This window comes from Nisaea sp. (genome assembly GCF_017640745.1).
Lineage (GTDB): Bacteria > Pseudomonadota > Alphaproteobacteria > Thalassobaculales > Thalassobaculaceae > Nisaea.
In genome coordinates, this window is sequence record NZ_JAEPQA010000029.1 from 20,413 (window position 1) to 44,536 (window position 24,124).

The 24,124-nt window shown below is 64.3% G+C and carries 25 protein-coding genes; 17 read left to right on the top strand and 8 right to left on the bottom strand.

The genetic code is table 11. The features are described 5' to 3' along the window. Nucleotides 1–16: 16 nt before the first annotated feature. The 4 genes from JJ959_RS17785 to JJ959_RS17800 all read left to right on the top strand — a co-directional run bounded on the left by JJ959_RS17785 (nucleotide 17) and on the right by JJ959_RS17800 (nucleotide 5,141). On the top strand, nucleotides 17–1,072 hold the full coding sequence (locus tag JJ959_RS17785; protein WP_292886662.1) for a TRAP transporter substrate-binding protein: 1,056 nt from the start codon (nucleotides 17–19) through the stop codon (nucleotides 1,070–1,072). A 160-nt stretch (nucleotides 1,073–1,232) separates the two neighbouring features. Further along, nucleotides 1,233–2,600, top strand: coding sequence for a glutamine synthetase family protein (locus JJ959_RS17790; protein ID WP_292886665.1), 1,368 nt, complete (start codon nucleotides 1,233–1,235; stop codon nucleotides 2,598–2,600). A 7-nt stretch (nucleotides 2,601–2,607) separates the two neighbouring features. Beyond that, nucleotides 2,608–3,990: an aldehyde dehydrogenase family protein gene (locus JJ959_RS17795; RefSeq protein WP_292886668.1), complete on the top strand. Its 1,383-nt coding sequence runs from the start codon at nucleotides 2,608–2,610 to the stop codon at nucleotides 3,988–3,990. A 5-nt stretch (nucleotides 3,991–3,995) separates the two neighbouring features. Then, nucleotides 3,996–5,141: an iron-containing alcohol dehydrogenase gene (locus JJ959_RS17800; protein ID WP_292886671.1), complete on the top strand. Its 1,146-nt coding sequence runs from the start codon at nucleotides 3,996–3,998 to the stop codon at nucleotides 5,139–5,141. 51 nt (nucleotides 5,142–5,192) lie between these two features. On the opposite strand, the gene speB is transcribed toward JJ959_RS17800, so the two are convergent. The 3 genes from speB to JJ959_RS17815 all read right to left on the bottom strand — a co-directional run bounded on the left by speB (nucleotide 5,193) and on the right by JJ959_RS17815 (nucleotide 9,245). Next, the gene (gene speB, locus JJ959_RS17805; RefSeq protein WP_292886674.1) at nucleotides 5,193–6,149 is read right to left on the bottom strand and encodes an agmatinase; all 957 of its coding nucleotides are present in this window, start codon (nucleotides 6,147–6,149) and stop codon (nucleotides 5,193–5,195) included. A 79-nt stretch (nucleotides 6,150–6,228) separates the two neighbouring features. Further along, on the bottom strand, nucleotides 6,229–8,214 hold the full coding sequence (locus JJ959_RS17810; RefSeq protein ID WP_292886677.1) for an amidase: 1,986 nt from the start codon (nucleotides 8,212–8,214) through the stop codon (nucleotides 6,229–6,231). Continuing rightward, a complete protein-coding gene (locus JJ959_RS17815; protein ID WP_292886680.1) occupies nucleotides 8,211–9,245 on the bottom strand; it encodes an agmatine/peptidylarginine deiminase in 1,035 nt (344 codons plus the stop codon). Before JJ959_RS17815 ends, JJ959_RS17810 begins: the two co-directional genes overlap by 4 nt. Nucleotides 9,246–9,289: 44 nt before the next feature. Between JJ959_RS17815 and JJ959_RS17820 the strand changes: the two genes are divergently transcribed. The 6 genes from JJ959_RS17820 (at nucleotide 9,290) to JJ959_RS17845 (ending at nucleotide 12,784) form a co-directional block, all read left to right on the top strand. Beyond that, complete coding sequence (locus JJ959_RS17820; RefSeq protein ID WP_292886683.1) at nucleotides 9,290–9,526, top strand: hypothetical protein; 237 nt, start codon at nucleotides 9,290–9,292, stop codon at nucleotides 9,524–9,526. 120 nt (nucleotides 9,527–9,646) lie between these two features. Continuing rightward, entirely contained in the window at nucleotides 9,647–9,907 is a 261-nt protein-coding gene (locus JJ959_RS17825; RefSeq protein ID WP_292886686.1) for a hypothetical protein, read from the top strand. 36 nt (nucleotides 9,908–9,943) lie between these two features. Beyond that, nucleotides 9,944–10,633, top strand: a complete 690-nt coding sequence (locus JJ959_RS17830) for a tetratricopeptide repeat protein (protein ID WP_292886688.1) — start codon at nucleotides 9,944–9,946, stop codon at nucleotides 10,631–10,633. 88 nt (nucleotides 10,634–10,721) lie between these two features. Beyond that, nucleotides 10,722–11,474 (top strand): FKBP-type peptidyl-prolyl cis-trans isomerase, encoded by a 753-nt coding sequence (locus tag JJ959_RS17835; protein ID WP_292886691.1) that lies wholly within the window; start codon nucleotides 10,722–10,724, stop codon nucleotides 11,472–11,474. 9 nt (nucleotides 11,475–11,483) lie between these two features. Next, nucleotides 11,484–12,398, top strand: a complete 915-nt coding sequence (locus tag JJ959_RS17840) for a DUF3445 domain-containing protein (protein ID WP_292886694.1) — start codon at nucleotides 11,484–11,486, stop codon at nucleotides 12,396–12,398. An 11-nt stretch (nucleotides 12,399–12,409) separates the two neighbouring features. Beyond that, entirely contained in the window at nucleotides 12,410–12,784 is a 375-nt protein-coding gene (locus JJ959_RS17845) for a VOC family protein (protein ID WP_292886697.1), read from the top strand. Here JJ959_RS17845 and JJ959_RS17850 read toward each other — a convergent pair. Both JJ959_RS17850 and JJ959_RS17855 read right to left on the bottom strand, forming a co-directional pair. Then, nucleotides 12,781–13,674, bottom strand: a complete 894-nt coding sequence (locus JJ959_RS17850) for an arginine deiminase family protein (RefSeq protein ID WP_292886700.1) — start codon at nucleotides 13,672–13,674, stop codon at nucleotides 12,781–12,783. The genes JJ959_RS17845 and JJ959_RS17850 overlap by 4 nt on opposite strands. A 42-nt stretch (nucleotides 13,675–13,716) precedes the next feature. After that, nucleotides 13,717–15,255 (bottom strand): long-chain fatty acid--CoA ligase, encoded by a 1,539-nt coding sequence (locus JJ959_RS17855; protein WP_292886703.1) that lies wholly within the window; start codon nucleotides 15,253–15,255, stop codon nucleotides 13,717–13,719. A gap of 185 nt (nucleotides 15,256–15,440) precedes the next feature. On the opposite strand from JJ959_RS17855, the gene JJ959_RS17860 reads away from it, so the two are divergent. Then, nucleotides 15,441–15,611, top strand: coding sequence for a hypothetical protein (locus JJ959_RS17860; RefSeq protein ID WP_193182150.1), 171 nt, complete (start codon nucleotides 15,441–15,443; stop codon nucleotides 15,609–15,611). Nucleotides 15,612–15,618: 7 nt separating this feature from the next. Here the strand turns inward: JJ959_RS17860 and JJ959_RS17865 are convergent, their stop codons facing one another. Then, nucleotides 15,619–16,479, bottom strand: a complete 861-nt coding sequence (locus JJ959_RS17865) for an alpha/beta hydrolase family protein (protein WP_292886707.1) — start codon at nucleotides 16,477–16,479, stop codon at nucleotides 15,619–15,621. Beyond that, nucleotides 16,476–17,696, bottom strand: a complete 1,221-nt coding sequence (locus tag JJ959_RS17870) for an OpgC family protein (RefSeq protein WP_292886710.1) — start codon at nucleotides 17,694–17,696, stop codon at nucleotides 16,476–16,478. Before JJ959_RS17870 ends, JJ959_RS17865 begins: the two co-directional genes overlap by 4 nt. Before the next feature lie 281 nt (nucleotides 17,697–17,977). Here JJ959_RS17870 and mdoH point away from each other — a divergent pair, with 281 nt between their 5' ends. Then, nucleotides 17,978–19,846 carry a glucans biosynthesis glucosyltransferase MdoH gene (gene mdoH / locus JJ959_RS17875; RefSeq protein ID WP_292886712.1) on the top strand — a complete coding sequence of 623 codons (1,869 nt, stop codon included), beginning with the start codon at nucleotides 17,978–17,980 and terminating at the stop codon, nucleotides 19,844–19,846. A gap of 76 nt (nucleotides 19,847–19,922) precedes the next feature. Beyond that, nucleotides 19,923–20,510 carry an NUDIX hydrolase gene (locus JJ959_RS17880; protein ID WP_292886714.1) on the top strand — a complete coding sequence of 196 codons (588 nt, stop codon included), beginning with the start codon at nucleotides 19,923–19,925 and terminating at the stop codon, nucleotides 20,508–20,510. A gap of 9 nt (nucleotides 20,511–20,519) precedes the next feature. Here JJ959_RS17880 and JJ959_RS17885 read toward each other — a convergent pair whose 3' ends face one another. Further along, the gene (locus JJ959_RS17885) at nucleotides 20,520–21,191 is read right to left on the bottom strand and encodes a Fe2+-dependent dioxygenase (RefSeq protein WP_292886717.1); all 672 of its coding nucleotides are present in this window, start codon (nucleotides 21,189–21,191) and stop codon (nucleotides 20,520–20,522) included. 130 nt (nucleotides 21,192–21,321) lie between these two features. Here JJ959_RS17885 and JJ959_RS17890 point away from each other — a divergent pair, with 130 nt between their 5' ends. The 4 genes from JJ959_RS17890 to JJ959_RS17905 all read left to right on the top strand — a co-directional run bounded on the left by JJ959_RS17890 (nucleotide 21,322) and on the right by JJ959_RS17905 (nucleotide 24,081). Next, a complete protein-coding gene (locus JJ959_RS17890) occupies nucleotides 21,322–22,296 on the top strand; it encodes a glutathione S-transferase family protein (RefSeq protein ID WP_292886720.1) in 975 nt (324 codons plus the stop codon). Nucleotides 22,297–22,376: 80 nt separating this feature from the next. After that, complete coding sequence (locus JJ959_RS17895; protein WP_292886723.1) at nucleotides 22,377–23,042, top strand: hypothetical protein; 666 nt, start codon at nucleotides 22,377–22,379, stop codon at nucleotides 23,040–23,042. Between the two features lie 124 nt (nucleotides 23,043–23,166). Further along, nucleotides 23,167–23,547 (top strand): hypothetical protein, encoded by a 381-nt coding sequence (locus JJ959_RS17900; RefSeq protein ID WP_292886726.1) that lies wholly within the window; start codon nucleotides 23,167–23,169, stop codon nucleotides 23,545–23,547. Nucleotides 23,548–23,628: 81 nt separating this feature from the next. Further along, nucleotides 23,629–24,081: a hypothetical protein gene (locus JJ959_RS17905; RefSeq protein ID WP_292886729.1), complete on the top strand. Its 453-nt coding sequence runs from the start codon at nucleotides 23,629–23,631 to the stop codon at nucleotides 24,079–24,081. The last annotated feature ends 43 nt before the right edge of the window (nucleotides 24,082–24,124 follow it).

A 24,124-nucleotide genomic window follows, 5' to 3' on the forward strand; every position in this document is an offset into this window, starting at 1 on the left:
AAGGGAGACAGGTGACATGACGAACAGACGTGAATTTCTGAAGACGGCCGCCGCCGCGACGACGGCGGGCGTTGCCGGAGCCGCGACGCTCGCCGCGCCGGCCGTGAAGGCGCAGAGCAAGATCAAGTGGCGGCTGCAGACCTATGCCGGTCCGGCCCTTGCCGAGCACGTGATCAAGCCGTCGATCGACGCCTTCAACAAGGTCGCCAACGGCGAGATGGAGATCGAGCTCTACTTCGCCGATCAGCTGGTTCCGACCGGCGAGCTGTTCCGCGCCATGCAGCGCGGCACCATCGACGCGGTGCAGAGCGACGACGATTCCATCGCCGCGCCGGTCGATATCTCGGTCTTCGGCGGCTATTTCCCGTTTGCGACCCGCTACAGCCTCGACGTGCCCGTGCTGTTCAACCAGTACGGCCTGAAGGAAATCTGGGAAGAGGCCTATGGCGAGGTCGAGGGCGTGACCTGGCTCAGCGCCGGTGCCTGGGACCCTTGCCACTTCGCGACCGTCGATCCGATCAATAAGCTCGACGACCTGAAGGGCAAGCGCGTCTTCACCTTCCCGACCGCTGGCAAGTTCCTGTCCCGCTTCGGCGTCATTCCGGTGACCCTGCCGTGGGAAGACATCGAGGTCGCGGTGCAGACCGGCGAGCTCGACGGCATTGCCTGGTCGGGCATCACCGAGGATTACACGGTGGGCTGGGCCGACGTGACCAACTACTTCCTCACCAACAACATCTCCGGCGCCTGGTGCGGGTCCTACTTCGCCAATTCCGAACGCTGGAACGAACTGCCGGAGCATCTGAAGGAACTCTTCAAGCTCTGCATGGACAGCTCGCACTACTATCGCCAGCACTGGTACTGGGGCGGCGAGGCGAAGCTGCGCGTCGAGGGCACCAAGATGAAGCTGACCACCATCGCCGACGACGAGTGGGCGAAGGTCGAGGCCGAGGCCGAGAAGTTCTGGGACGAAATCGCTGCCCAGACGCCGCGGACCAAGAAGGTCATCGACATCTTCAAGAAATATGCGGCGGACATGAAGGCGGCGGGCAAGCCGTACCGCTATAGCTAAGACCTGATCGTCTCCTCCGGGAGCGGCATTTCTCCGGCCGCCCGATGCGCGGACCTTGCGCGCACGGGCGGCCGGATACTACTTCGTTGCCGCGCGGCGTCCCGCCGCCGGCAGAAACTTCCGGGCCGGGCCCGGATCAATGGAGTGATGGGGTAGCGTCATGGCAGGCAAGCTCAGCTTCGACGAATTGAAGGCGGCCGTCGCAAGCGGCGAGATCGATACCGTTCTCGCGGTCCAGATCGACATGCAGGGACGTCTCATGGGCAAACGGTTCCATGCCGAGTTCTTCTGCGAGAGCGCCTACGAGGAGACCCACAGCTGCAACTATCTCCAGGCGAACGACATGGAGATGTACACGGTCGAGGGCTACAAGGCGACGAGCTGGGAGAAGGGCTACGGCGACTACACGATGAAGCCGGATCTTTCGACGATCCGCCGCATCCCGTGGCTCGAAGGCACGGCGCTGGTGTTCTGCGACCTGCTCGACCATCACACCCACGAAGAAGTGGCGCACTCGCCGCGCGCGATCCTGAAGAAGCAGGTCAAGCGGCTCGAGGCGCTGGGCATGAAGGCCTTCATGGCTTCCGAGCTCGAGTTCTTCGTCTTCAAGCAGAGCTTCGAGGAAGCCCACGCGATGGGCTACCGCAATATCGAGGTGATCAGCCCCTATAACGAGGACTACCACATCTTCCAGACGACCAAGGAAGAGGGCCTGATGCGGGCGATCCGCAACGGGCTGCACGGCGCCGACATTCCGGTGGAGAATTCCAAGGGCGAGGCCGATGCCGGCCAGGAAGAAATCAACGTGCGCTACGCCGAGGCGCTGACCATGGCCGACCGCCATGTGCTGATCAAGAACGGCTGCAAGGAGATCGCCTGGGCGCAAGGCCGTGCGATCAGTTTCCTCGCGAAATGGAACTACGACTACGCGGGCAACTCCTCGCACATCCACCAGTCGCTCTGGACGCTGGACGGCAAGCCGCTGTTCTTCGACCCGGACGCGAAGTACGGCATGTCCGAGATGATGCAGAGCTATCTCGCGGGCCTGCTGGCGCATGCCAAGGAAATCACCTGCTTCCTTGCGCCCTACATCAATTCCTACAAGCGCTTCGTCGCCGGCACCTTCGCGCCGACCAAGATCGTCTGGTCGATGGACAACCGGACCGCCGGGTTCCGTGTCTGCGGCGACGGCACAAAGGCGGTGCGCGTTGAATGCCGGATCGGCGGCTCGGATCTCAATCCCTATCTCGCCATGGCGGCCTTGATCGCCGCGGGGCTCGACGGGATCGAGAAGAAGCTGAAGCTGGAAGGCGAGTTCAAGGGCGATGCCTATGTCGGAAGCGGCGTCCCGGAAATCCCCGCCACGCTCCGCCAGGCGGCCGACGAGCTCGACGGCTCGAAGATGCTGCGCGCCGCGTTTGGCGACGATGTGATCGACCATTATGTCCATGCGGCCCGCTGGGAGCAGGCCGAATACGACCGTCGGGTGACCGACTGGGAAGTGAATCGCGGGTTTGAAAGGGCCTGACACCCAAATGAGCAAGATGCTGCAATGTATTTCGCCGATCGACGGCTCGGTCTTCGCCGAGCGGCCGGTACTCGGTCTCGATCAGGTGCGGGGGATCCTCGCCGCGGCTCGCGAGGCCCAGCACGCCTGGGCGGCGCGGCCGCTGTCGGAGCGTGTTTCGCTGGTGCGCGCCGGCGTCGCCCGGCTCGGCGAGATGCAGGCCGAGATGGTGCCGGAACTGGCGCACATGATGGGACGGCCGGTCCGCTATGGCGGCGAGTTCGGAGGCACGAACGAGCGCGCCTCGTACATGGCGGATATCGCCGAGAGTGCGCTGGCGCCGATCGTGGTCGAGGACTCGGACAAGTTCGAGCGCCGGATCCTGCGCGAGCCGCACGGCCTCGTCTTCGTGATCGCGCCCTGGAACTATCCTTACATGACGGCGATCAACACCGTCGCGCCGGCGCTCATCGCCGGTAACGCGGTGGCGCTGAAGCACGCGACACAGACCCTGCTGGTCGGCGAGCGCATGGTCCGCGCCTTCGAGGAGGCGGGACTGCCGAAGGGGCTCTTCGTCAATCTCTTCCTCGACCACGGCACGACCGAGGCGCTGATTTCCTCGAAGAGCTTCGACTTCATCAACTTCACCGGCTCCGTCGGCGGCGGCCGCGCGATCGAGAAGGCGGCGGCGGGCACCTTCACCGGGCTCGGCCTCGAGCTCGGCGGCAAGGATCCGGGCTATGTGATGGAGGATGCGGACGTCCAGGCGGCGGCGGACACGCTGATCGACGGCGCGATGTTCAATTCTGGCCAGTGCTGCTGCGGCATCGAGCGCATCTACGTGCATGAGAGCCTCTACGACGCCTTCATCGAGAAGGCGGTGGCGATCGTTTCCGGCTACAAGCTCGGCAATCCGCTGGAGGATGCGACCACCCTCGGCCCGATGGCGCACAAGCGCTTCGCAGCGGTGGTGCGCGAGCAGACCGCCGACGCCATTGCCAAGGGCGCGAAACCGCTGATCGATCCAGCTCTTTTCCCAGAGGACGATGGCGGCGCCTACCTGATGCCGCAGATCCTTGTCGACGTCACTCACGACATGACGGTGATGCGCGAGGAGAGCTTCGGTCCCGTCGTCGGCATCATGAAGGTCTCCGGCGACGAGGAGGCCATCCGTCTGATGAACGACAGCGATTACGGCCTGACCGCCTCGCTCTGGACGAAGGACGCGGAACGTGCCGCCGCCATCGGTGCGCGGATCGAGACCGGAACCGTCTTCATGAACCGCGCCGACTATCTCGACCCCGGGCTCTGCTGGACCGGCTGCAAGGATACCGGCCGCGGCGGCGCCCTTTCCGTGATCGGGTTCCAGAACCTGACACGCCCGAAATCCTACCATCTGAAGAAAGCCTGACGGCCATGACCATCAAAGCCAACTGGAGCTACCCGACCGCGATCCGCTTCGGCGCCGGACGCATTGCCGAGATCGGCGAGGCCTGCGCCGCCGCCGGCATCAAGCGCCCGCTGCTCGTCACCGACAAGGGTCTCGCCAGCCTGCCGATCACGGCGAAGACGCTGGACCTGCTGGAGGCCGCCGGCCTCGGCCGCGCGATCTTTTCGGAGGTTGACCCGAACCCGAACGAGAAGAACCTCGAAGCCGGCATCAAGGCCTTCAAAGCGGGCAACCATGACGGCGTCGTCGCGTTCGGCGGCGGCTCCGGCCTCGATCTTGCCAAGATGGTCGCCTTCATGGCGGACCAGAAGGGCTCGGTCTGGGATTACGAGGATATCGGCGACTGGTGGACCCGCGCCGACGCCAGCAAGATCCATCCGAGCGTCGCCGTGCCGACCACGGCCGGCACCGGCTCCGAGGTCGGCCGCGCCAGCGTGCTGACCAATTCCGAGACCCATGTGAAGAAGATCATCTTCCACCCGAAGGTGCTGCCGAGCGTGGTGATCTGCGATCCCGAACTGACCGTCGGCATGCCGAAGCCGATCACCGCCGGCACCGGCATGGACGCCTTCGCGCACTGCCTCGAGGCCTTCTGCAGCCCGCATTATCACCCGATGAGCCAGGGCATTGCGCTCGAGGGCATGCGGCTGGTGAAGGAATACCTGCCGCGCGCCTATGCCAACGGCGGCGACATCGAGGCCCGCGCCCACATGATGAGCGCGGCTGCCATGGGCGCGACCGCCTTCCAGAAGGGTCTCGGCGCGATCCATGCGCTCTCCCACCCGCTCGGCGCGGTCTACAACACCCATCACGGCACCACCAACGCGGTGGTCATGCCGCCGGTGCTGCAGTTCAACCGCCCGGCCATCGAGGACAGGCTCGCGATGGCGGGCGCCTATCTCGGCATCTCCGGCGGGTTCGATGGCTTTTACGATTATGTTCTGGAGCTGCGCGAGCAACTCTCGATCCCGGACAAGATGGCGGAACTCGGCGTCGGCACCGACCGGATCGGCGAACTCGCCGCGATGGCGATCGAGGACCCGAGCTGCGGCGGCAATCCGGTGGAGCTCACGGTCGAGAACCTGACCGAACTGTTCAAGCAGTCGATCTGACGGCTTCCTCCCGCGTAAGCCTGGGGCGGACCTTCGGGGCCGCCCCTTTCTTTATCGGCGGTGATGCAAAATCCGCCCGATGAAGTTCAGCAGCAGCTGAGCCGCCAGTGTCGTCGTGCAGCCCGCATGGTCGTAGTCCGGCGCGACCTCGACCAGATCCACCCCGACCACCTTGCCCCGCTTTGTCAGCCCGTCGAGCAGTTCCAGCCCCTCGTAATAGGTGAAGCCGCCGTGGCTCGGTGTGCCGGTGCCGGGGGCGATGGAGGGGTCGAAGCCGTCGATATCGATGGTGACGTAGTAGCGCTTTCCGGCCGGGATGCGCTCCAGCACCGCCTCGACGCCGAGCTTGCGGAACTGGCGGACGGAAAGGATGTCGGAGCCCATAGAACGCGCGGCTTCGTAGCCTTCCCGCGCGGTCGAGGAGACGTTGCGGATGCCGATCTGGGTCAGGCCGGTGACATAGTCCTTCTCCGCGGCCCTCCGCATCGGGTTGCCGTGGCCTGAACGGACGCCGTGGCGCTCGTCGACGAAATCGAGATGGGCGTCGATCTGCACCAGATGGACCGGCTCCACCTCTGAGAAGGCGTTGATGCAGGGAATGTTCACCGAATGGTCGCCGCCGAGCACGACAGGGATGGCGCCGGCCTTGAGGATCTTGCGCACGCCGAACTCGATATTGGCGTGGCTCTGCGCCGTGTCGGTATGGACGATGTCGGCGTCGCCGAGATCGACGATCCGCGTCGTCTCCGCCGGCAGGTAGGTGATGTCGTCCTCGTGGTCGTAGGCACCGCCATGACCGAAGGAGAAGAGGGTGGAGGCCTCCCGGATCCCGCGCGGACCGAAGCGGGCACCGGCGCGGAACTGGGTGCCGAAATCAAACGGCGCGCCTAGCACCGCGACATCCGCCTCGATCGCGTCCCAGTCCGGCTGGTAGGGGTATTTGCCGAATGTGGAGATGCCGACGAAGGGCAGGTTGAGGCGGCCCGTTTCGTAACCGTGCGCTGACATGAAGGGATCCCGGCGGACTGAGAGGAGGGTGCGTCCGCGTATTGCAGTCCATTCCGGCGGATCTCACAAGCAGGATCGGTTAAGGCGACAGCTCGCGATAACCGGCCGTGCCGTTGTCGAAGAGCACAATCAACAAATGCCCCCAGGGCTCCGACCATTCGCTGTGGCGGTAGTCGTTGCGCCGGGCAATGTGCTCGATGTGGTAGCTGCTCGCCGTCTCGGTGCAGCGGACGGGTTCGCCGTCGACGGTGACGGCGGCGGGCTTCGGCTCCGCGCCGAAATCGGCCGTGATCCGCACCCGGCCCGTATCTAGCAACTCCGCCGAGGCCAAAAAATCCGGCGCGACCGCGCCGTCCGATGCCGCTCCCGACGCGACAAAGGGATCATCGAGTTCCGGCGTGCGCGGCGGCGGGACCCTCCTTCTGCCCGTGGCCTCGAAAGCCGCTGCGAGTTGCAGCAGGAGAGTGTCGTGATAGGCCCGTCCGGCGAAGGTGAGTCCGACTGGCATGCCGGTATCGGCCATCAGCCCCATAGGCACCGTGACCGTCGGAATGCCGAGATGGCGGATGGCGAGATTCCCATTGGCGACCCAGACGCCGTTGCGCCAGGCCGCATCGGCGGAGGCCGGATTGACGTCCGCATCCGCCGGGCCGATATCGGCGACAGCGGGAAAGACGAGCGCGTCGAGGCCGAGGCAGTCCATCCAGTCCTCGAGATCGATCCGGCGGGTTTCCTCAAGACCCGTAACGCCCTCAGCGACATGCGGAATGGCCCTGAAATCGGAGATGTCGAGGCTGCTTGCATAGTCCGGATAAAGGCTGATCGTGTCGTCGAAGCCGGTATAGCGGTCCGGCAGGCTGCCCCTCGGCGCGGGGAAAATTTTCTCGCCATCGACATCGGCGAGCCGCCGGCCGTTGGCCGACAGGAACTCTTCCCAGGACCAGACCGAGAGATCGATGATCTCACGTTGGAGATAGTCGGCGCCAACAACCCCGCGGGTCTCGATGGTAGGGCAGCCCGGACGGTCGCCCTCGTAGTTGGAGACAGCGGGAAATTCGACGACCACTACCTCGGCACCGGCGCCTTCCATCGCCTGTCGTGCAGCCTCCCAGAGCGCGATGATCGACGGCCGTGTTTCGATGCGCTGTCCGGTTGGGCCGCCGATGCCCGGGTGCTCCGCCGTGCCCGCATGCCGATCGGCATTGATATACATCGCCGGCACGCCGATACGCTTGCCCTTCAGCGACGCGCCCTCGGCTAGTGCGGCATAGGAAGCGGGGCGGATTCCGGAGGCTTTCGGGATCTGGACCCAGGGCTGCATGCGCCAGAAGTCGCCGTGTGTCTCAGGATCGTCGGCGACAATCACGTCGAGCAGCTCCAGCATGTCGGCCATGGTGCGGGTATGCGGCACGACCACGTCCATGGTCGGCACAAGCGGCCAGTTGCCGCGTACAGAGATGACGCCCCGGCTCGGCGTATAGGCGCAAAGAGCGTTGTTGGAGGCGGGCGCCCGGCCGGAGGACCAGGTTTCCTCGCCGAGCCCGAAAGCGGCGAAGCTTGCCGCCGTCGCGGTGCCGGATCCGTTGGAGGATCCGGAAGCGAAGGCCGCCGTCAGCCAGTCGGCATTATAGGGCGATTCCGCGCGGCCATGGAGACCGCGCTGCATGCCGCCATTGGCCATCGGCGGCATGTTCGTATGGCCGATGAAGACGGCGCCGGCGGCGCGCAACCGGGCGATGGCGAAGGCGTCATCGGCGGCGATGAGATCGGCAAAGGCGGGCGATCCGGCGGAAACCCGAAGCCCCTTCACCATGTAGCTGTCCTTGGCCGTATAGGGGATACCATCCAGCGGTCCGAGTACTTCGCCGCAAGCACGGCGCTGGTCGGAGGCCAGCGCCTCCTCGAACATTGCCGGGTTGAGCGCCGTCACGGAATTCAGCCGCAGGCCGTGACGGTCATAGAACGCGATGCGGTTGAGATAGCCTGCGACGAGGGCGACCGAACTGGTCTGTCCGGCGTCGAGCGCGGCGCGCAGCTCGGCGATGGAGGCGTCTACCAGCCTCATGACCTGGTCTTCGGCTTCGGCTGTTGCTGGGTGATGCAATGGATGCCGCCGCCGCGCGCGAAGAGTTCGCGGGCATCGATCGTCACCACGCGGCGGCCCGGATAGGCGTCGGCGAGGATATCCCGCGCCTGCGCGTCCGCCTCCGCTTCCCCAAAGCCGCAGGCGATCACGCCGTCATTGACGACGAGATGATTGACGTAGCTCCAGTCGACCGGACCGTGGGCGTCGGTCAAGGTGTCGGGCGCCGGCAGATCGATGATCTCCAGACTGCGGCCCCGCGCGTCCGTCGCTTCGGAGAGCAGCGCGCGGATCTCCCTCATCACCGCATGGTCGGGATGGCCGGGATTGCGTTGGTTGTGCATCAGCACGGTCCCGGGCGAGGGGAAGGTCGCGACGATATCGACATGGCCGCGCGTGCCGAAGCGCTCGTAGTCCCGCGTCAGGCCGCGCGGCAGCCAGATCGCCTTCGTGGCGCCGAGGGTGCGGGCCATTTCCGCCTCGACACGCTCCTTGTCGGCATGTGGATTGCGGTCGGGGTCAAGCTGCACCGTCTCGGTGAGGAGGATTGTCCCTTCGCCGTCCACATGCAGGCCGCCGCCCTCGTTGACGAGCAGGGAGGAGATCACCGGCACGCCGGCAAGCCCCGCGACGAAGCGGGCGATGCCGCGATCGTTCCGGGCGGAGGTCCAGTCGCCGCCGCCCCAGCCATTGAAGATCCAGTCGATGGCGGCCAGCGATCCGTCCTCCGCATGAACGAAGGTCGGCCCCGGATCGCGCATCCAGAAATCGTCGATGACGCGCTCGACGATCTCGATCTCGCCCGTCAGCATCCGGCGGGCCCGCGCGGTTTCGGACGGATTGACGAGGATCGTCACGGGCTCGAAAGCGGCGATCTCGTTGGCGACCTCCGCCCAGGCGGCATAGCCGGCCTCCCGCTCGGAAGGGCCGGAGCCGAGCGTTGCGCCCTCGCGCGGAAACGCCATCCAGATCCGGTCCTGGGGAGCCGTTTCCGGCGGCATGACCCATGTCATTCTCGAAATCCTCGACAAGCAGAGAAAGAGGCGGCGCCCGCTTCATGCATTTTTCCAGGGGCGCGCGAAAAGGAAAGGGAAAACGGGGGCGGCCGGCCGAGATCGTGATTTACGAGGGTGCCGTGCATTCCGTCGACGCCCCGAACATGACGCTGCGCGAGCGGCTGGCACCGCTCACCGCTGCGGGCGAGGCGCTGCTTCAGGGGACCGGCCATGCGGCGCGGGAAGACGCTTTGCGGAGGGTTCCGGCCGTCCTCGAGCGCTACCTGAAACCCGAGTAAAATCTGGCCGGACTTGTGGATTCTCCGGCTCGACGAGGATGCGGCAGATCTGCTCCCCGTCCGCTTTTCAATTGCCAATTACGGGTAATAACGTCACATTCCGAACGACTTGGACAATAATTGGAGCCATCCGTGGCGGTCCGGACCCTGATCCTGCTGGCGTGCCTCCTGACGGCGGCCTGTGCAGAGTTGCCCCTGCAACTCGGGCAGAAAGACGAGGTGGAGCCACCACGGCCCCTGGAGCCACGCTATTGCTACAAGACCCTCGGCAAGGTCAATTGCTATGCCCAGCCTCTCGACGGCAAGGAAGCCAACCGGCTTGTCGGCTATGAGGGCCCATCCCCGAGGCCGAACGCCGGCACCGGTCCTCTTTCGCCCTGACGGGGCTTTCAGTTCATAGATTTGACGGAATTTTCCTTGAAACGGGTACTCCCGCCACTCTTCGCAGCCTCCGCTCTTGTGCTCGCCGGCTCCGCTTCCGCCTCCGCCACGGACAGCCAGCGGCAGACCTATGGCGAGGCCATGGACTGGTATCGTGCGCAGGCCGAGGCCGGCGATGCGAAGGCCCAGTTCTATTACGGCCTGGCGCTGGAACGCGGCGCGCAGGGCAGCCAGGGCGATGCCGACAGGGCGCGCGCGTTGGACCTTTACAAGAAAGCCGCAGAAGGCGGATACGCGCTCGCCCAGTACCGGCTCGGAGTACTCTACCAGATCGGGCAGGGTGTCCCGAAGGATCTTGCCGAAGCCCGCAGATGGTTCGGCGCGGCCTCGGATGCCGGCCTGCGCGAGGCGGAATTCAACTACGCGATCATGCTGGAAACCGGAACCGGCGGCGCTCGGGACCCTAAGGAAGCGGCTCGGCTTTACGAGATCTCGGCCGGAAAGGGCGTGCGACAGGCTTTCCTGCCGCTCGGCATTCTTTATGCCCGCGGCGAAGGCGTGGAGCGCGACCTGATCGAGGCCCTGAAATGGCTGATCCTGGCGGAGCGTGCCGGCGCGGACGGCGTCCATCAGGCTATGGTCACGGTGCGCGCGGCAATGGAGGACAAGGACCAGGCGGAAGCGGTCAAGCGGGCCGATGCCTGGCGCATGACCCTGCCCGAGTAGGACGGATTGTCACGCGGCGCTGTTTGATTGGACTTCCCGGCGTCACCCATTACCCTGAGCGAAACGTCTCATCGCGAGGATCAGGGAAATGCCGAATATTCTGCGCGCCGCTTTGGCTGCGCTCGCTCTCATCCTTTTTCCGGGTGCAAGCGAAGCGCATCACCAGCCCGGTCATCTGACAGTAAAGGATCTGACCGTCGGCACCGGCGCGGTGGCCTCGGCGAACTCTTCGGTGACGGTGCACTACACGGGCTGGCTGCTGGACGGCACCAAGTTCGACTCGAGCCTCGACCGCAATACGCCCTTCACCTTCACGCTCGGCGCGGGACAGGTGATCGCCGGTTGGGATCGGGGCGTGGACGGCATGAAGGCCGGCGGCAAGCGAGAGCTGATCATTCCGGCCGACATGGCCTATGGCGAAAAAGGTGCGGGCGCGGGTCTCATTCCGCCGAACGCGACGCTCAAGTTCGAGGTCGAATTGATCTCCGTCGCGGCACCGAAATTCAAGACGATCGGCAATGCGGACCTGAAGGCCCTGATGGATCGCGGGGTCACGGTTATCGACATACGGCGGCCTGACGAATGGGCGCAGACCGGCACGGTGCCGGGTGCGAAGCGGCTGACCGCGTTCGACGGGCGCGGACAGTTCGTCCCGAGTTTCCCGGAAGCGGTCGACAAGCTGGTCTCCCGCGATCAGGAGGTCGTCCTGATCTGCCGCACCGGGAACCGGTCCCTGGCGTTGGCCCGGGCGATGGCCGATCAGGCCGGCTACACCCGGGTCTACAATCACGAAACAGGAATTGTCGGCTGGACCAAGGACGGCAATCCGGTCGAGAAGTAGGATCTTCCGGTGACAGCAACAGAAACGGCGGGCCCGCGTTACGCGCCCTATGCCAACGGCAAGTTCGCGCTGACGATGGGCTTGGTTGCGCTCGATCCGAAGGACTGGATCGACGTGGACGGCAATCGCACGTTGGAACTCCAGGAAAAGGAAAGACTCCTCGCCGCGGACCGCAAGGCGGTGTTCGACGATCTTCACGGCAGCGAGGAGGCGCAGCGCGAGGTGCTTGTGCTCCTGCTGGAACATCTGGAGGAGCATCATCCGGACCTGATCGGGTTCGAGGATGGCATCATCACGGTATACGAGACCGGCAAGAGCTACCGGATGGCGGATTTCGCGGATCATGCACTCGACCTTGCCGGCCGTCTGGTGCAGGAGGATTTCTGCCTGATGCGGCCGGGCGAGGAGGGCTATGTCCTTATTGCCGCCTCGCTCTGTTTTCCGGCACGCTGGGTGCTCGCCGAGAAGCTCGGCCAGCCGATGATGCGGATCCATGAACGCGTCTCGGGCTATGCCGAGAAGCTGGGGCGTCCGGTCGACCGGTTCTTCGAGCACCTCAGGTCAGACAAGCCGGTCCAGCGGCTCAACTGGTCGATCATGGACGATCCGGCCCTGTTCCAGACCGGCGGCAAGTTTCGCACGGAGGCGGAGGACGCGATTACGCCGGAGAATGCAGGCGGGAAGCTCTGGCTCCGGATCGAGCGGCAGACCCTCCGGCGTCTGGAGACATCGGGCGACATCCTGTTCACTATCCGCACTTTCGTCGATCCGATGTCCTCGCTTGAGGGGCGGCCGGATCTGGCGGCGGCCCTCCGGTCTTCCCTCGGCGAGATGCCGGAGGGAATGCAGCGCTACAAGAGCCTGCCGCCGTTCCGGGATGCGCTGCTTTGCTACCTCGAGCGGGTTGCGGCAAAGGCTGCCTGAAGGGCATAGGCATGATCGACCATGTCTCCATCGCTGTCTCCGACCTCCCCCGCAGCGCCGCCTTCTATGACCGGGTACTGGCGCCGCTCGGTCTTGTCAGGCTCGCCGAGCGGGAACGGACGATCGGCTTTGGCAAGAAATATCCGGAATTCTGGCTGAACCTGCGCGAGCGCATGGCCACGGTGGAGGAGGGGACCGGCATGCATATCTGCCTCCGTGCGCCGTCGCGGGAAGCCGTCGACTCGTTCCACGCAGCCGCGCTCGCGGGCGGAGGACGCAGCGACGGCGCGCCGGGCGAGCGGCAGGCGACGGTAACGGTCTGTTACGGTGCCTTCATCCGCGATCCGGACGGCAACAAGATCGAGGCGGTGACCTTTCCGCGCTAGACCGCCTCCCGTTTCAGCGCCATCGAGAGACAGCGCGGGCCGCCGCCGGCCTGGGTGAACATGGAGAGGTCGGGGTCGAGCACGGTGATGCCTTCGGCCCGCAGTGCCTCGTTTACCCGTTTCGCGCCCTTCGAGGAGATCACCCGGTCGTTCCCGAGCGACATGCAGTTGCACTGGAGCTGCATCGCCTCCTTGTAGGTGACGGCGACGGGCTGGATGCCGTGGTCCTTCACCCAGGCGACGAAATCCTCCGGCAGCACGTCGAGGCACATCAGGGCGAGGCGCTCGTTCACCGTGGCGTAGAGCAGGTCGAGATGGAGGAAATGCTCGGCGAAGCGCTGCAGGCGGCATTCCCAGCCTTCGGCCTCGAGCCAGGTCTGGAGCTGTTTCGCGGCGACCTCGGTGGTGCGCTGGCCGGTATAGCCGACGACAGCGACGCCCGGCTTGATCAGGTGGATGTCGCCGCCCTCGATCGGTCCCGCCGTCGCCCAGTTCCAGACCGGAATGCCGAGCTTCTCGTAGAAACGGTAGGTCGGCGCGATCTCGCCGCGGCGCTGCTGGCGGTACATCTGGCAGAGGAAGACGCCCCAGGGGGTCATGACCGAGGGGTCGCGGGTGTAGATCTGGTAGCTCAGCGCGGGATCGGTCTCGGCGAAATGGCAGGTGACGCCGGCGCCCTCGTAGGCGTCGATGAACTCGCGGTAACCGGATTCGGCCGACTTGCGGTCGAAGGCGACGCCGTCGCGCAGGGTCGCCCGGACCACGGCGTTCGCCGTCGTGTCCTCCTTGGCGATGTCGGACCACTGGAAATTGTCGGGGTGGCAGAGATAGACGTCGCGCAAGACGCCGTATTCGGAGCCGACGGCGAAGGCGTTCGAGCCAGAAGACATATGGACGATCCGGAGCGGGTGATCAGGTAAGACGCAGGCAGCTTAGCCCTCCGCCTCCTTCGCCAGCAAGTCGCGCAGCTCCGTCTTCAGGATCTTTCCGTAATTGTTCTTGGTCAGCGCCGTGACCACCCGGTAGGCCTTCGGCCGCTTGAAACGGGCGATGTTGTCGAGGCAGAGCCGGTCGAGTTCCGCCGTGTCGATTTCCTTGCCTGGATGGGGAACGACGAAGGCGACGACCTCCTCGCCCCAGTCGGCATGCGGGCGGCCGACCACGGCGCATTCGTAGACATAGGGATGGCGCAGCAGCACTTCCTCGATCTCGCGCGGATAGATGTTGGTGCCGCCGGAGATGATCATGTCCTTGGAGCGGTCTTTCAGGGTGACATAGCCGTCTTCGTCCATGGCGCCGAGATCGCCGGTCCAGAGCCAGCCGTCACGGATCGTCGAGGCGGTCGCGTCCGGGTTCAGCCAGTAACCGCCCATGACGATGTCGCCGCGGCAGATGATCTCCCCGGTCTCGCCGAAGGGGACGTCCTTTCCATCCGCGTCGACCACGCGGACTTCGACTCCCGTGCGGGCGAAGCCGGCGGAGGCGAGGCGGGCGAGATAGCGCGGATGTTCCGTGTCGAGATAGGCGGATTTCGGCAGGCCGGTGATGGTCATCGGCGCCTCGCCGAGGCCGTAGATCTGCGTCAGCTTCGGGCCGATCCGGTCGAGCGCCTTCACCACGTCCTCCAGATACATCGGCCCGCCGCCATAGACGATGGTCTTCAGGTTCGAAAGGTTCGCGTCCTCGAGCCCCGGATGGTTGATCAGCCGGCTGACCATGGTCGGGGCGAAGAAAAAGCTTGCGCCCGGCCAGTGGGCGATCAACTCAAGCGTCTCCTCGACATCGTAACCGCCGCTCTCCGGCACGATGTTGTTGGCACCGCGGGCGACATGCGGCATCGCATAGAGGCCGGAGCCGTGGCTCAAGGGCGCGGCGTGGATCATGCAGTCGGTGGGCGCGATGGTGTCGACGTCCGCAAGGTAGTTCGCGGTGGCGAACATCAGACTGCGATGGGTGATCATCGCGCCTTTCGGCCGCCCGGTGGTGCCGGAGGTGTAGAACAGCCAGCAGAGCCCCTCCGGATCCACGCTTGCCGCTGGGATCGGCGCGGCGCGGAACAGCGCCTCGAAGTCCGGATCGTCCACGGCGATCAGATGCACGAGATCCGGCGCCTCGCTCTTCGCGTCGGCCAGCGTGCCGGCGAGATCCGGCGTCGCGAAACAGGCCCGGGCGCCGCTGTTATAGAGGATGTAGGCGAATTCCTTCGGATGCAGCTTGGCGTTGATCGGCACCGCCGCAAGACCGGCATGCCAGATCGCATAGAGGATCTCGAGGAACAGCGGGTGGTTCTTCATCGCCAGCGCGACGCGATCGCCGGGCTGCAGGTCGAGTTCGTTGCGGAGCGCGCCCGCGAGGCGGGCGACCCGCTCGCCGAGTTCGCGGTAGGTCCGGCGAACCTGTTTGCCCTCGGAGATCGCCGGACGATCGCCGTGAATGCGCGCCACCTGCGCCAGTATCGCGGCCTGGTTCATCCGCGTTCCCCCACCCTTGAATGCAGTCTTTTGCCGGATGCTACCAGCTGGGAAGTTGCGCTGACCAGTAGCTGCCGCTGCGCAGGCGCCGGGAGTGGCGAATTGGCACGGCATTTGCTGTGACTGAAATGTGAGTTCGGGAGTGAGCGAAACGCTGAACGGATCAGCTCTTTGAGGAGGCGAGAATGCGTTACATTCCGAAACATGCGGACGATTACGGTGTGACCGGCCTGGACGAGGCGTTCGACGCGTCGTTCCTCTATAACGACAGCAGCGAAATGCTCGAGCTTCTCGGCGACGACTGGTCGCTGGAAGAGGACGACGTGCTCGAACTGGACATGGTTCTGGTCAATTGAGCCCGACCTATCCGGCTCTGGCGCGCAGCACTTCTCCATAGTAGCGCAGGACTTCCTCGATCTCCTCGCGCCAGAGCCGCCATGTATGGTTCCCGTCGGTCATCCGGAACTCGACCGGGACGCCGGCGCGTTTCAGCGCCAGATAGAGCGCGACATTGCCCTCGTAGAGGCCGAACCCGTCATCGTCTCCGACCGTGACGAAGATCGCCGGTCGCGTTTTCGCTGCCGCGAGCGACGGGATATCGGCAAAGAAGTTCTCCCGGTTGAAGGCGGCGATGTCGAAGGGAGAGCCGAACACCCCCTTGAAGAAGCCGATCTGCTGTTCCGTGACATCTTCCCGTCGGGCGAGATCGGGAAAGATCGCCGCGCTGAGCGCGCCCGTCATGGCGAAAGTTCCGGGATTGCGGAAGGCCAGCCGCAAGGCGCCGTAGCCGCCCATGGAAAGACCGGCGACGGCCCGGTCCGCCGCCGTGCCGCCGATGCCATGCCGCGCTTCGACTGCAGGGATCAGGTCCTTGAGGATCGCGTCCTCATAGGCACCGTGCACCGGCGAATTCACGTACCAGCTGTCACCGGCATCGGGCATGACGATGGCGATGGGAGGAATGGCCTTTTCCGCGATGAGCCTGTCCGCCGTTTGCCGGATCTTCCCGAGGGTCTGCCAGTCGCGCTCGTTCCCGCCGAGACCGTGCAGCAGGTATAGCGCGGGAAGGGACCCTGAGCTCTGCTCCGGCAGATAGAGCGAATATTTCATCTCCCGGCCGAGCGCCGGACTCTTCAGGGAAAGGCTTTCCTGCAGATCCGCTGCCGCCGCCGCTATGAGCGACAGATAGACGGCACCGGCCGCGAGGAGAGCGCGAAGCGTCATTCTGCCGGGGAAAGAGCGGAAGTCGCTGCCGCACGCGGCGTTTCGGCGCGGCCCGGTGCGGCGGCGACCCAGGAACGCTCGTTGATCGCCTTGCGCCACCATTCGGTCTTGATGGCGGTCACGAGATAGGCGAACAGCACGACGATCGAGAGCCCGGCAACATTGACCAGCGCCCAGGTCAGCTGGTTCCGGCCGATCTGGTCCAGCACCATGCCGCCGAGCTGGGCCAGCCACATGTTGAGCAGGAAGACGGGCAGCGCCTGCTGTCCGACGGTCAGGATCGGGTGACAGACCTTGTGCGCCAGCAGCTCTTCCCGGCCGCGCACCAGATTGATCACGATATAGGCGAGCGCGAGGAAGTGGACGAAGCGCAGGATCCCGTAATCGGTCTTTGCCTGCCACGGCTGGGTCGCCGCGTGCCATTCGGCAAGGAACGGCAAACTGTCCTGGTAGCCGACGAAGAACCACCAGTGCGAGATCGGCGCCGCCGCGACGACGAAGACGACGCAGGCTGCCATCAGATAGCGGTTGAAGCCGGGGACTTTCAGCCAGCCGCGCGAGATCGAATAGCCGGTGAAGAAGACGAGCTGCCAGCCGAACGGATTGAAGAACCATTCGATGTGTTCGTAGTTCGGATGTGCCGGAAGGCCGCCGTCGAAGGCCCAGTTCGCGCAATAGACCGCGACCGAGAAGCCCATCGCGAGCCAGGGATGGATATGCGCCAGCGCCATGAAGACCGGGATCATCAGCAGCGCGCCCATATACATCGGCATGATGTCGAAATAGTTCGGCACGTAGGTCAGGGTGAGCAGACCGAGCAGCGCCTTCGGCGTTTCCTCGAAGAAGAACTCGAGGTTCAGCCGATTGATGTAGTCCGGCTCGGCGAACAGCGCGTTGCCCGCAAGCATGAGGCCGACGATCAGGAAGAAGATCAGGATGTGCGAGGTGTAGAGCTGCCAGATCCGGTAGAGCACGCGCCCGGTGCCGTGCCAGAAGCCGGCGCGGATGAAGGTGCCGCCGAAGGCGATCGCTGCCGCGAAGCCGGAGCAGAAGACGAACATTTCCGCGGCGTCTGAGAAACCGAAACGCGCCGGAATGAAGTTCGACCAATGGTTCTCCGGGACATGGGCGATGAAGATGATCAGCATCGCGATCCCGCGGAAGAAATCCAGCCTCGGATCGCGCTGCTTCAGCTTCTTTGCTGCTTGCTCTGCCATGGTCTTCGTATCCGGTCCCGGGGACCGTCCTCATATTCGCCGCTGTAATATATAGGGCGAGATAGCGCCGCAAGCGCGCCCGCATCCAGTCAATTCGCTATCGCGCCTTTGTGAAGCTTGTTTTGCTGACAGCGCCCGGTCTGCGCCCAATTTTTTTGTCGAGGAGCATGGTGCAGGGATCGAAATCCCGCCCTGCCGATATCAATTGATATTCCCGGGTCGAAGAGTAAATTCCCGGCCCGTCAATTCGGGGCTTGGGGACAATGGACGCAGCTCACCTGATGGTTTCTGACGAACGCAACACGGCGCACCGGGGCTCGCCCCTGCGTGCGCGGCGCCTGATTTTTGCCGGTCTGGTGGCCGGCACGATCTGCGCTCTCGTTGCGGCTCTTTCCTATATTTTCTCCCGCAATGGGCTCACCTGGGTCGAGATCGCGATGATCGCGGTCTTCGCCCTCAACACGCCCTGGATGGTGATCGGGTTCTGGAACGCGATCATCGGTTTCGGCCTGCTGCATTTCCGCCGCGACTGGCTCCGCCAGGTCACGGGGCTCGCCGGTCTCGAGGACGTCCAGTCGCCGATCACTTCGCGCGTCGCCATCGTTATGCCGGTCTTCAACGAAGACCCTGCCCTTGTCGTTCGCAATCTGCGTGCGGTCACCGACGGGCTGGACGCCACCGGGCAGGCTGACAATTTCGACCTGTTCCTGCTGAGCGATACCAACAAGCCGGAGATCGCCGCGGAAGAGCTGGCCCTGTTCGAGGCATGGCGCGACCGTAACGCGCGGCCTGACCGGCTGCATTATCGCCGCCGCGCGGAAAACACGCGCCAGAAGGTCGGCAATATCGAGGATTTCTGCGAGCGCTGGGGCGACGGCTTCGATTATATGATCGTGCTTGATGCAGACAGTGTGATGTCCGGCGAGGCGATCCTCCGGATGGTGCGGCTGATGCAGCAGAACCCGAATGTCGGCATTCTGCAGACGCTGGTCACCGGCATGCCGGCGAGCAGCGCCTTCGCCCGGATGTTCCAGTTCGGCATGCGGCACGGCATGCGCTCCTACACCACGGGCAGCGCCTGGTGGCAGGGCCCGGACGGACCCTATTGGGGTCATAATGCGATCCTGCGCCTGCCTGTTTTCCGTGCCCATTGCCATCTGCCGGCGCTTCCCGGCGAACGGCCGCTCGGCGGGGAGATCCTGAGCCACGATCAGGTCGAGGCCGTTTTCATGCGCCGCGCCGGATACGAGGTCCGCGTGCTGCCGCTGGAAGACGGCAGCTACGAGGAAAACCCGACCAACCTGCCGGATTTCCTGACCCGCGACCTGCGCTGGTGTCAGGGCAATATGCAGTATGTGAAACTGTTCCTGCATCCGTCGCTGATCCGCGGCGTCCGGCCGATGGGACGGCTCCAGCTCCTCTTGGCCATCATGATGTATACCGGCGCGCCGCTCTGGTACGCCTTCATGGGGCTGGGGCTTGTCGATCTGGTTTTCGGACCGTTCGAGACCATCGGTGGTCCGGTGGCCGAGGCGGCTCCGGGTGTGCCCGGCTTCGGTCTCGCGCTGTTTGTCTCGGTCATGGTTATGACCTTCGCACCGAAGATCCTGGGCGTGCTCGACGTCGCGCTGCGGCGGTCCGCACGCCGGAGCTATGGCGGTATGGCGAAAATCCTCGCCGGCACGCTGGTGGAGCTTGTCTTCTCAATGCTGGTCTCGCCCGTGGCCGCGCTCGCGCAGACGATCTTCATCGGCGGCCTTTTCTTCGGAAAGCGGATCCGCTGGGACGCGCAGGAGCGCGACGACCGTCGCGTCACCTTAATCGAAGCCATGAGCGGGCTCTGGCCGCAGACCCTTCTCGGCGGGATCTTCCTCGCGACGCTCTGGACGGTGGCTCCCCAGGTCCTGCCCTGGGCGACGCCGGTGATCGCCGGGCTTCTGCTGGCCGTGCCGGTCGCTACCGTCACTTCGCTGCCGGGACTGGGCCGTGCCATGTTCCGGACCGGTCTCTGCGCCATTCCGGAGGAACTCGAGGTCCCCGAAACGCTCCGCCGTATTGCCGAGCCGGTCGATTTTGGAAGCGTGCTGACACTGCCTGCCGTCCCGACGGCCGCCGAGCTCCGGCCGCTCGCCGACCCGGAGACAGCCTGAGCGAAGCCGCTCCGGCTTTCTTCCTCGCACGCACTCGATTACGTTGCCGCTGGTCTGAGGCAGCGGTGATCGGGTCATGACGGAGCAGCGGGAGCGGGCAGTCTGGCAGGTGCTGGAAACCCGGGAGGTCTACGAGAACCCGTGGATCGGTGTGACCGAGCATGACGTGCTCGATCCGAACGGAAATCCGGGGCTCTACGGCGTTGTCCGCGTGCGCGGCCTTGCGGTCGGGGTTCTGCCCGTCGATGCGGAAGGCATGACCTGGCTCGTCGGGCAGCAGCGTTTCCCGAGGGACTATTACAGCTGGGAATTGCCGGAAGGCGGCGGATCGTTCGACGATCCGCAGGGCTCCGCCGAACGCGAGCTGCTCGAGGAGACCGGCTTGACGGCGCGGAGCTGGCTGGAACTGCTCCGCATGGATCTTTCGAACGCGATCACAGACGAGCAGGCAATAGGGTTTCTTGCCTGGGATCTTAAGGAAGGCACGGCGGCGCCCGAGGCCTGCGAGCGGCTTGAGGTCAGGCGCGTTCCGGTACGCGAGGTGGTCGAGATGGCGATGAAGGGCGAGATTGTCGACGCCTTCTCGCAGACCATGCTTCTGAAGGCGGATCTCCTGGCGCGGCGCGGGGCATTACCGGGAGATCTGGCGCGGCATTTTCTCTGATGGGCCCCGTCAGGTCTGGGCCCACATCCGCATCAGGTTGAGGCGACCTTTCTCCAGCATCAGGACGGCTTTCTTGTCCACGTTAGAGCCGGTGAGAATCGCCTGCGTTTCCGCCAGATCGCCGATGATCTCGCGCTTCATAGGGTCGGGGATCATGCTCTCCATCCAGGTGACGATGGCGAGGCGCCGCCCTTTGGTCACCGGGTTCACCCGGTGCAGGTAATGGGTCGGATAGAGCACCGCGTCGCCTGGATTTTCCTTGTAGACCATCTCGCCGAAATCGGTGCTGAGCACGAGATCTCCGCCTTCATAGGCGTCCGGCTTGTTGAGGAAGATCGTCATCGAGAGGTCGGTGCGCATGCCGGGGTAGGGGCCCATCAGGGCGGCGTCGATATGTTCGCCATACTGGTTGCCGGTCATGTAGGAGGCGAAGATCGGGGAGAGGATGCGCCGTGGCATGCCCTTGATGGCGACCGTCTCGTTCGCCCGGATTGCGCCGAGCACCATTTCCGACATTTCGCGATAGTGCGGACTGTTCGGCGGTACCTGGGTGTTCTTCTTGATGTCCTTGCCGAGCGGTCCGCCGCTGGAGCTGCCGTCCACGAACTGGGCCGAGAACAGCTTTGCTGCAATCGCCTTGACCTGATCCTTGTTCAGCAGCTCGCGTATGACCGCCACCATGGTCCCGTCCCCCGGAAAGTCGTGAAATTGGCCGCCATCGTAACAGGACCGTTTCCGATTGCGAGCCTTGATGTCAGGCGATTTGCGGCCACCTTTCAGACAAGAGAAACGGAAGAGAGGAAAGCGGCAGATGGGTGCCCTGGTAGACGGGAAATGGGAAACCGGAGAGGTCGGCTCGAGCGGACGTGGCGGCAAGTTCGAGCGCAAGGAATCCACTTTTCGCGATTTTGTCGAGGATCGTGCTGGCGCGCGTTTCGCGCCGGAATCCGGCCGCTATCATCTCTATGTTTCCTATGCCTGCCCCTGGGCGCACCGGACGCTCATCGCGCGAAAGCTGAAAGGACTTGAGCCCCATATCGCAGTGTCCGTTGTCGATCCGCTGATGGGAGCGGACGGCTGGGTCTTTGGCGACGATCCCGACGCGACGGACGACCCGATCAACGGTGCCCGTTACCTGCGCGAGGTCTATACCGCCGCCGACCCCAGGTTTTCCGGCAAGGTCACGGTACCGGTGCTCTGGGACAAGCGGGAAGGGACGATCGTTTCCAACGAGTCTTCCGAAATCCTGCGCATGTTCAATGCCGCCTTCAACGGCCTCGAGGGGGTCGATGCTTCTCTCGACCTCTATCCGGAGCCGCTCCGAGCGGAGATCGATGCGGTGAACGAGCGGATCTATCGGGACATCAACAATGGTGTCTACCGGACCGGATTTGCCGGGACCCAGGAGGCCTACGAAGAGGCCTTCGATGCACTTTTTGCCCGTCTCGACGAAATGGAAGAACGTCTCGGCCGCAATCGGTACCTTGTCGGAGACCGCATTACCGAGGCGGACTGGCGGTTCTTCGTCACGCTGATCCGGTTCGATGCGGTCTATTTTACCCACTTCATGTGCAACCGGAAGCGGATCGACGATTATCATAATCTTTCCAATTATTTGCGTGAACTCTATCAGATGCCCGGAGTGGCGGAGACGGTGAATGTCCGGCACATCAAGGAGCATTACTTCCGCAGCCACGAGAGCCTCAATCCGAAGGGGATCGTGCCCAAAGGGCCGGAGCTGGAGTTTGACGGTCCGCATGACCGGCACCGTCTGCTGGCGGCCTGACGGGAAACCGGCACGGTCCTTGCTTCGATACCTCCGACAAAGCCGGCGAAGGGCCGGCGCTTATCTCGGAGGAGCAGAACATGTCCTTGTCGTCGGCATTGAAAGCGGGTCTTGGCGCACGCCTGAAGGATCTTTCCGGTACCGGTGCCGGTGCGGACTGGGATCCTTACCCCGAGGAAGCGCGCGACAAGGCTGCGGCCGAGGCCAAGGTCCCATCCAAAGCAGCCGGGAAAACCAGCGCCGCGAAGACCGGCGCGGTCCAGCCGTTGCGCGCCGACCGCCAGAACGCCGTTGCGCCGGTCGCGAGAACGCCGCGCCCGGCCAATGCGAACAGCGAAGAGCCGTCCGCTCCGGCGCCCAAAGCGCCGCGCGCGCGCCGGGAGGCGGCGGGTGCCCCCTGGCTTCAGGGCAAGGCTGCCGGTCTGCGGGTCAATCCGCAGCAGTATGCCCGCGAACTCGATCGTTACATGACCGAGCAGAACCGCCAGCTGACCCAGGAAACGGTCATGGAGGTCGGCGCCGGCGAGCTGGAAGGTGTAGCCCAGATGGCCGCGAAGGCCCGGGGACGCTATTTCGCCAAGCTGCTAGATGCCGGAGCCCCGCGCCACGGTTTCCTGCAGGAGGCCGAAATCGCCGAGCTGCGCTTCTATCGCGAGATGTACGAGGAAATGACCCAAGGTTTCGAAGCGATGCGAGATGCCATCGAAGCCGGAGACATCAGCGTGACCGGCATGAAGAAGCGGTAAGGCCACGGAAAACAAAATTATCTCGGCATCTCCGGAGTAACTACCTAAGTTGGCCGGGCCGTTTTGCTGACTACCAGAACACTCGCAACCGGCGCAGCAGACAATCCGTGCGCAAGGGGGGCGCATGCGCCTGGAGATCAGGAAACATACGGACGACAAATATGTCGAAGCCGTGTGTAGTGGCTTTGTCGACCGCAAGGGCTTGATGGAAGCGATCGCGGATCTGCGCAGGATCGATGGTTATGTCGATGGTCTGAGCGCGCTCTGGGATTTCCGTGAGGCGGATCTTTCCGGTTTCGCGGCCGACGATATGAAAGCCGTGCTCGAATATATGGAACAGACGCCGCGGCGAAAGGACGTACAGATCGCTGTTCTGGTCGCGGGTGCGGCGGATCTCCTGCTCCTGAAGCTCTGGCAGGCAGTCTCGAACCGGCGTTACGGCCAGACGACGAAGCTTTTCACCGATCGCGAAGACGCACACCGCTGGCTGACCGGCTCAGGATAACGCGGGCCCCGTCCGCGTGGTGGTCTTTCCGCAGCTGCGATACTACAATATAGTCCGTGAATATTATTCGAGCTGGGTGACATGGACTACGAGGTGCGTCGCGGTTTCGAGCGGCCGTTTATCGAAATTCGGATCGCGGGACCGCTCAGCATCGCGAGCTCCCAGGACCGTATCGGGCGCCTCGTCGAGAATGAGCATTACCAGCGGGGAATGAATCTTCTGTTCGATTTGCGGCAGGCCGAGCTCTCTTCCCTCGATCTGAATTTCATGCAGTCCCTGAAAGGATCAACCTCGCGCCTGTCGGAGCAGGATGCGGTATCCCGCACCCAGTCGGCGCGGAGGGTTGTGTTCCTTGTCGCAAGCGAAGGCGATGAGCTGATCATGAAGCTCTACAAGGAAATGCTTGAGATCTCGCCGAGTTCTCCTGACCACGACCGCCGCATCTTCCGCTCCCACGATGCGGCTCTCGCATGGCTCGGCGGAAACGCCATCCCTGAGACCCGGCAGTTTGGCGGCTGCGGGCAGGGCATCTGAACCGACTCGCCTATTCCGCCAGCAGACAAAAAATAGGGCCGCA

Coding starts and splice junctions, on each gene's coding strand:
- JJ959_RS17785 (WP_292886662.1), top strand. CDS start 17: ATGACGAACAGACGTGAATTTCTGAAGACGGCCGCCGCCGCGACGACG.
- JJ959_RS17790 (WP_292886665.1), top strand. CDS start 1,233: ATGGCAGGCAAGCTCAGCTTCGACGAATTGAAGGCGGCCGTCGCAAGC.
- JJ959_RS17795 (WP_292886668.1), top strand. CDS start 2,608: ATGAGCAAGATGCTGCAATGTATTTCGCCGATCGACGGCTCGGTCTTC.
- JJ959_RS17800 (WP_292886671.1), top strand. CDS start 3,996: ATGACCATCAAAGCCAACTGGAGCTACCCGACCGCGATCCGCTTCGGC.
- speB (WP_292886674.1), bottom strand. CDS start 6,149: ATGTCAGCGCACGGTTACGAAACGGGCCGCCTCAACCTGCCCTTCGTC.
- JJ959_RS17810 (WP_292886677.1), bottom strand. CDS start 8,214: ATGAGGCTGGTAGACGCCTCCATCGCCGAGCTGCGCGCCGCGCTCGAC.
- JJ959_RS17815 (WP_292886680.1), bottom strand. CDS start 9,245: ATGACATGGGTCATGCCGCCGGAAACGGCTCCCCAGGACCGGATCTGG.
- JJ959_RS17820 (WP_292886683.1), top strand. CDS start 9,290: ATGCATTTTTCCAGGGGCGCGCGAAAAGGAAAGGGAAAACGGGGGCGG.
- JJ959_RS17835 (WP_292886691.1), top strand. CDS start 10,722: ATGCCGAATATTCTGCGCGCCGCTTTGGCTGCGCTCGCTCTCATCCTT.
- JJ959_RS17845 (WP_292886697.1), top strand. CDS start 12,410: ATGATCGACCATGTCTCCATCGCTGTCTCCGACCTCCCCCGCAGCGCC.
- JJ959_RS17850 (WP_292886700.1), bottom strand. CDS start 13,674: ATGTCTTCTGGCTCGAACGCCTTCGCCGTCGGCTCCGAATACGGCGTC.
- JJ959_RS17855 (WP_292886703.1), bottom strand. CDS start 15,255: ATGAACCAGGCCGCGATACTGGCGCAGGTGGCGCGCATTCACGGCGAT.
- JJ959_RS17860 (WP_193182150.1), top strand. CDS start 15,441: ATGCGTTACATTCCGAAACATGCGGACGATTACGGTGTGACCGGCCTG.
- JJ959_RS17865 (WP_292886707.1), bottom strand. CDS start 16,479: ATGACGCTTCGCGCTCTCCTCGCGGCCGGTGCCGTCTATCTGTCGCTC.
- JJ959_RS17870 (WP_292886710.1), bottom strand. CDS start 17,696: ATGGCAGAGCAAGCAGCAAAGAAGCTGAAGCAGCGCGATCCGAGGCTG.
- mdoH (WP_292886712.1), top strand. CDS start 17,978: ATGGTTTCTGACGAACGCAACACGGCGCACCGGGGCTCGCCCCTGCGT.
- JJ959_RS17880 (WP_292886714.1), top strand. CDS start 19,923: ATGACGGAGCAGCGGGAGCGGGCAGTCTGGCAGGTGCTGGAAACCCGG.
- JJ959_RS17885 (WP_292886717.1), bottom strand. CDS start 21,191: ATGGTGGCGGTCATACGCGAGCTGCTGAACAAGGATCAGGTCAAGGCG.
- JJ959_RS17890 (WP_292886720.1), top strand. CDS start 21,322: ATGGGTGCCCTGGTAGACGGGAAATGGGAAACCGGAGAGGTCGGCTCG.
- JJ959_RS17895 (WP_292886723.1), top strand. CDS start 22,377: ATGTCCTTGTCGTCGGCATTGAAAGCGGGTCTTGGCGCACGCCTGAAG.
- JJ959_RS17900 (WP_292886726.1), top strand. CDS start 23,167: ATGCGCCTGGAGATCAGGAAACATACGGACGACAAATATGTCGAAGCC.
- JJ959_RS17905 (WP_292886729.1), top strand. CDS start 23,629: ATGGACTACGAGGTGCGTCGCGGTTTCGAGCGGCCGTTTATCGAAATT.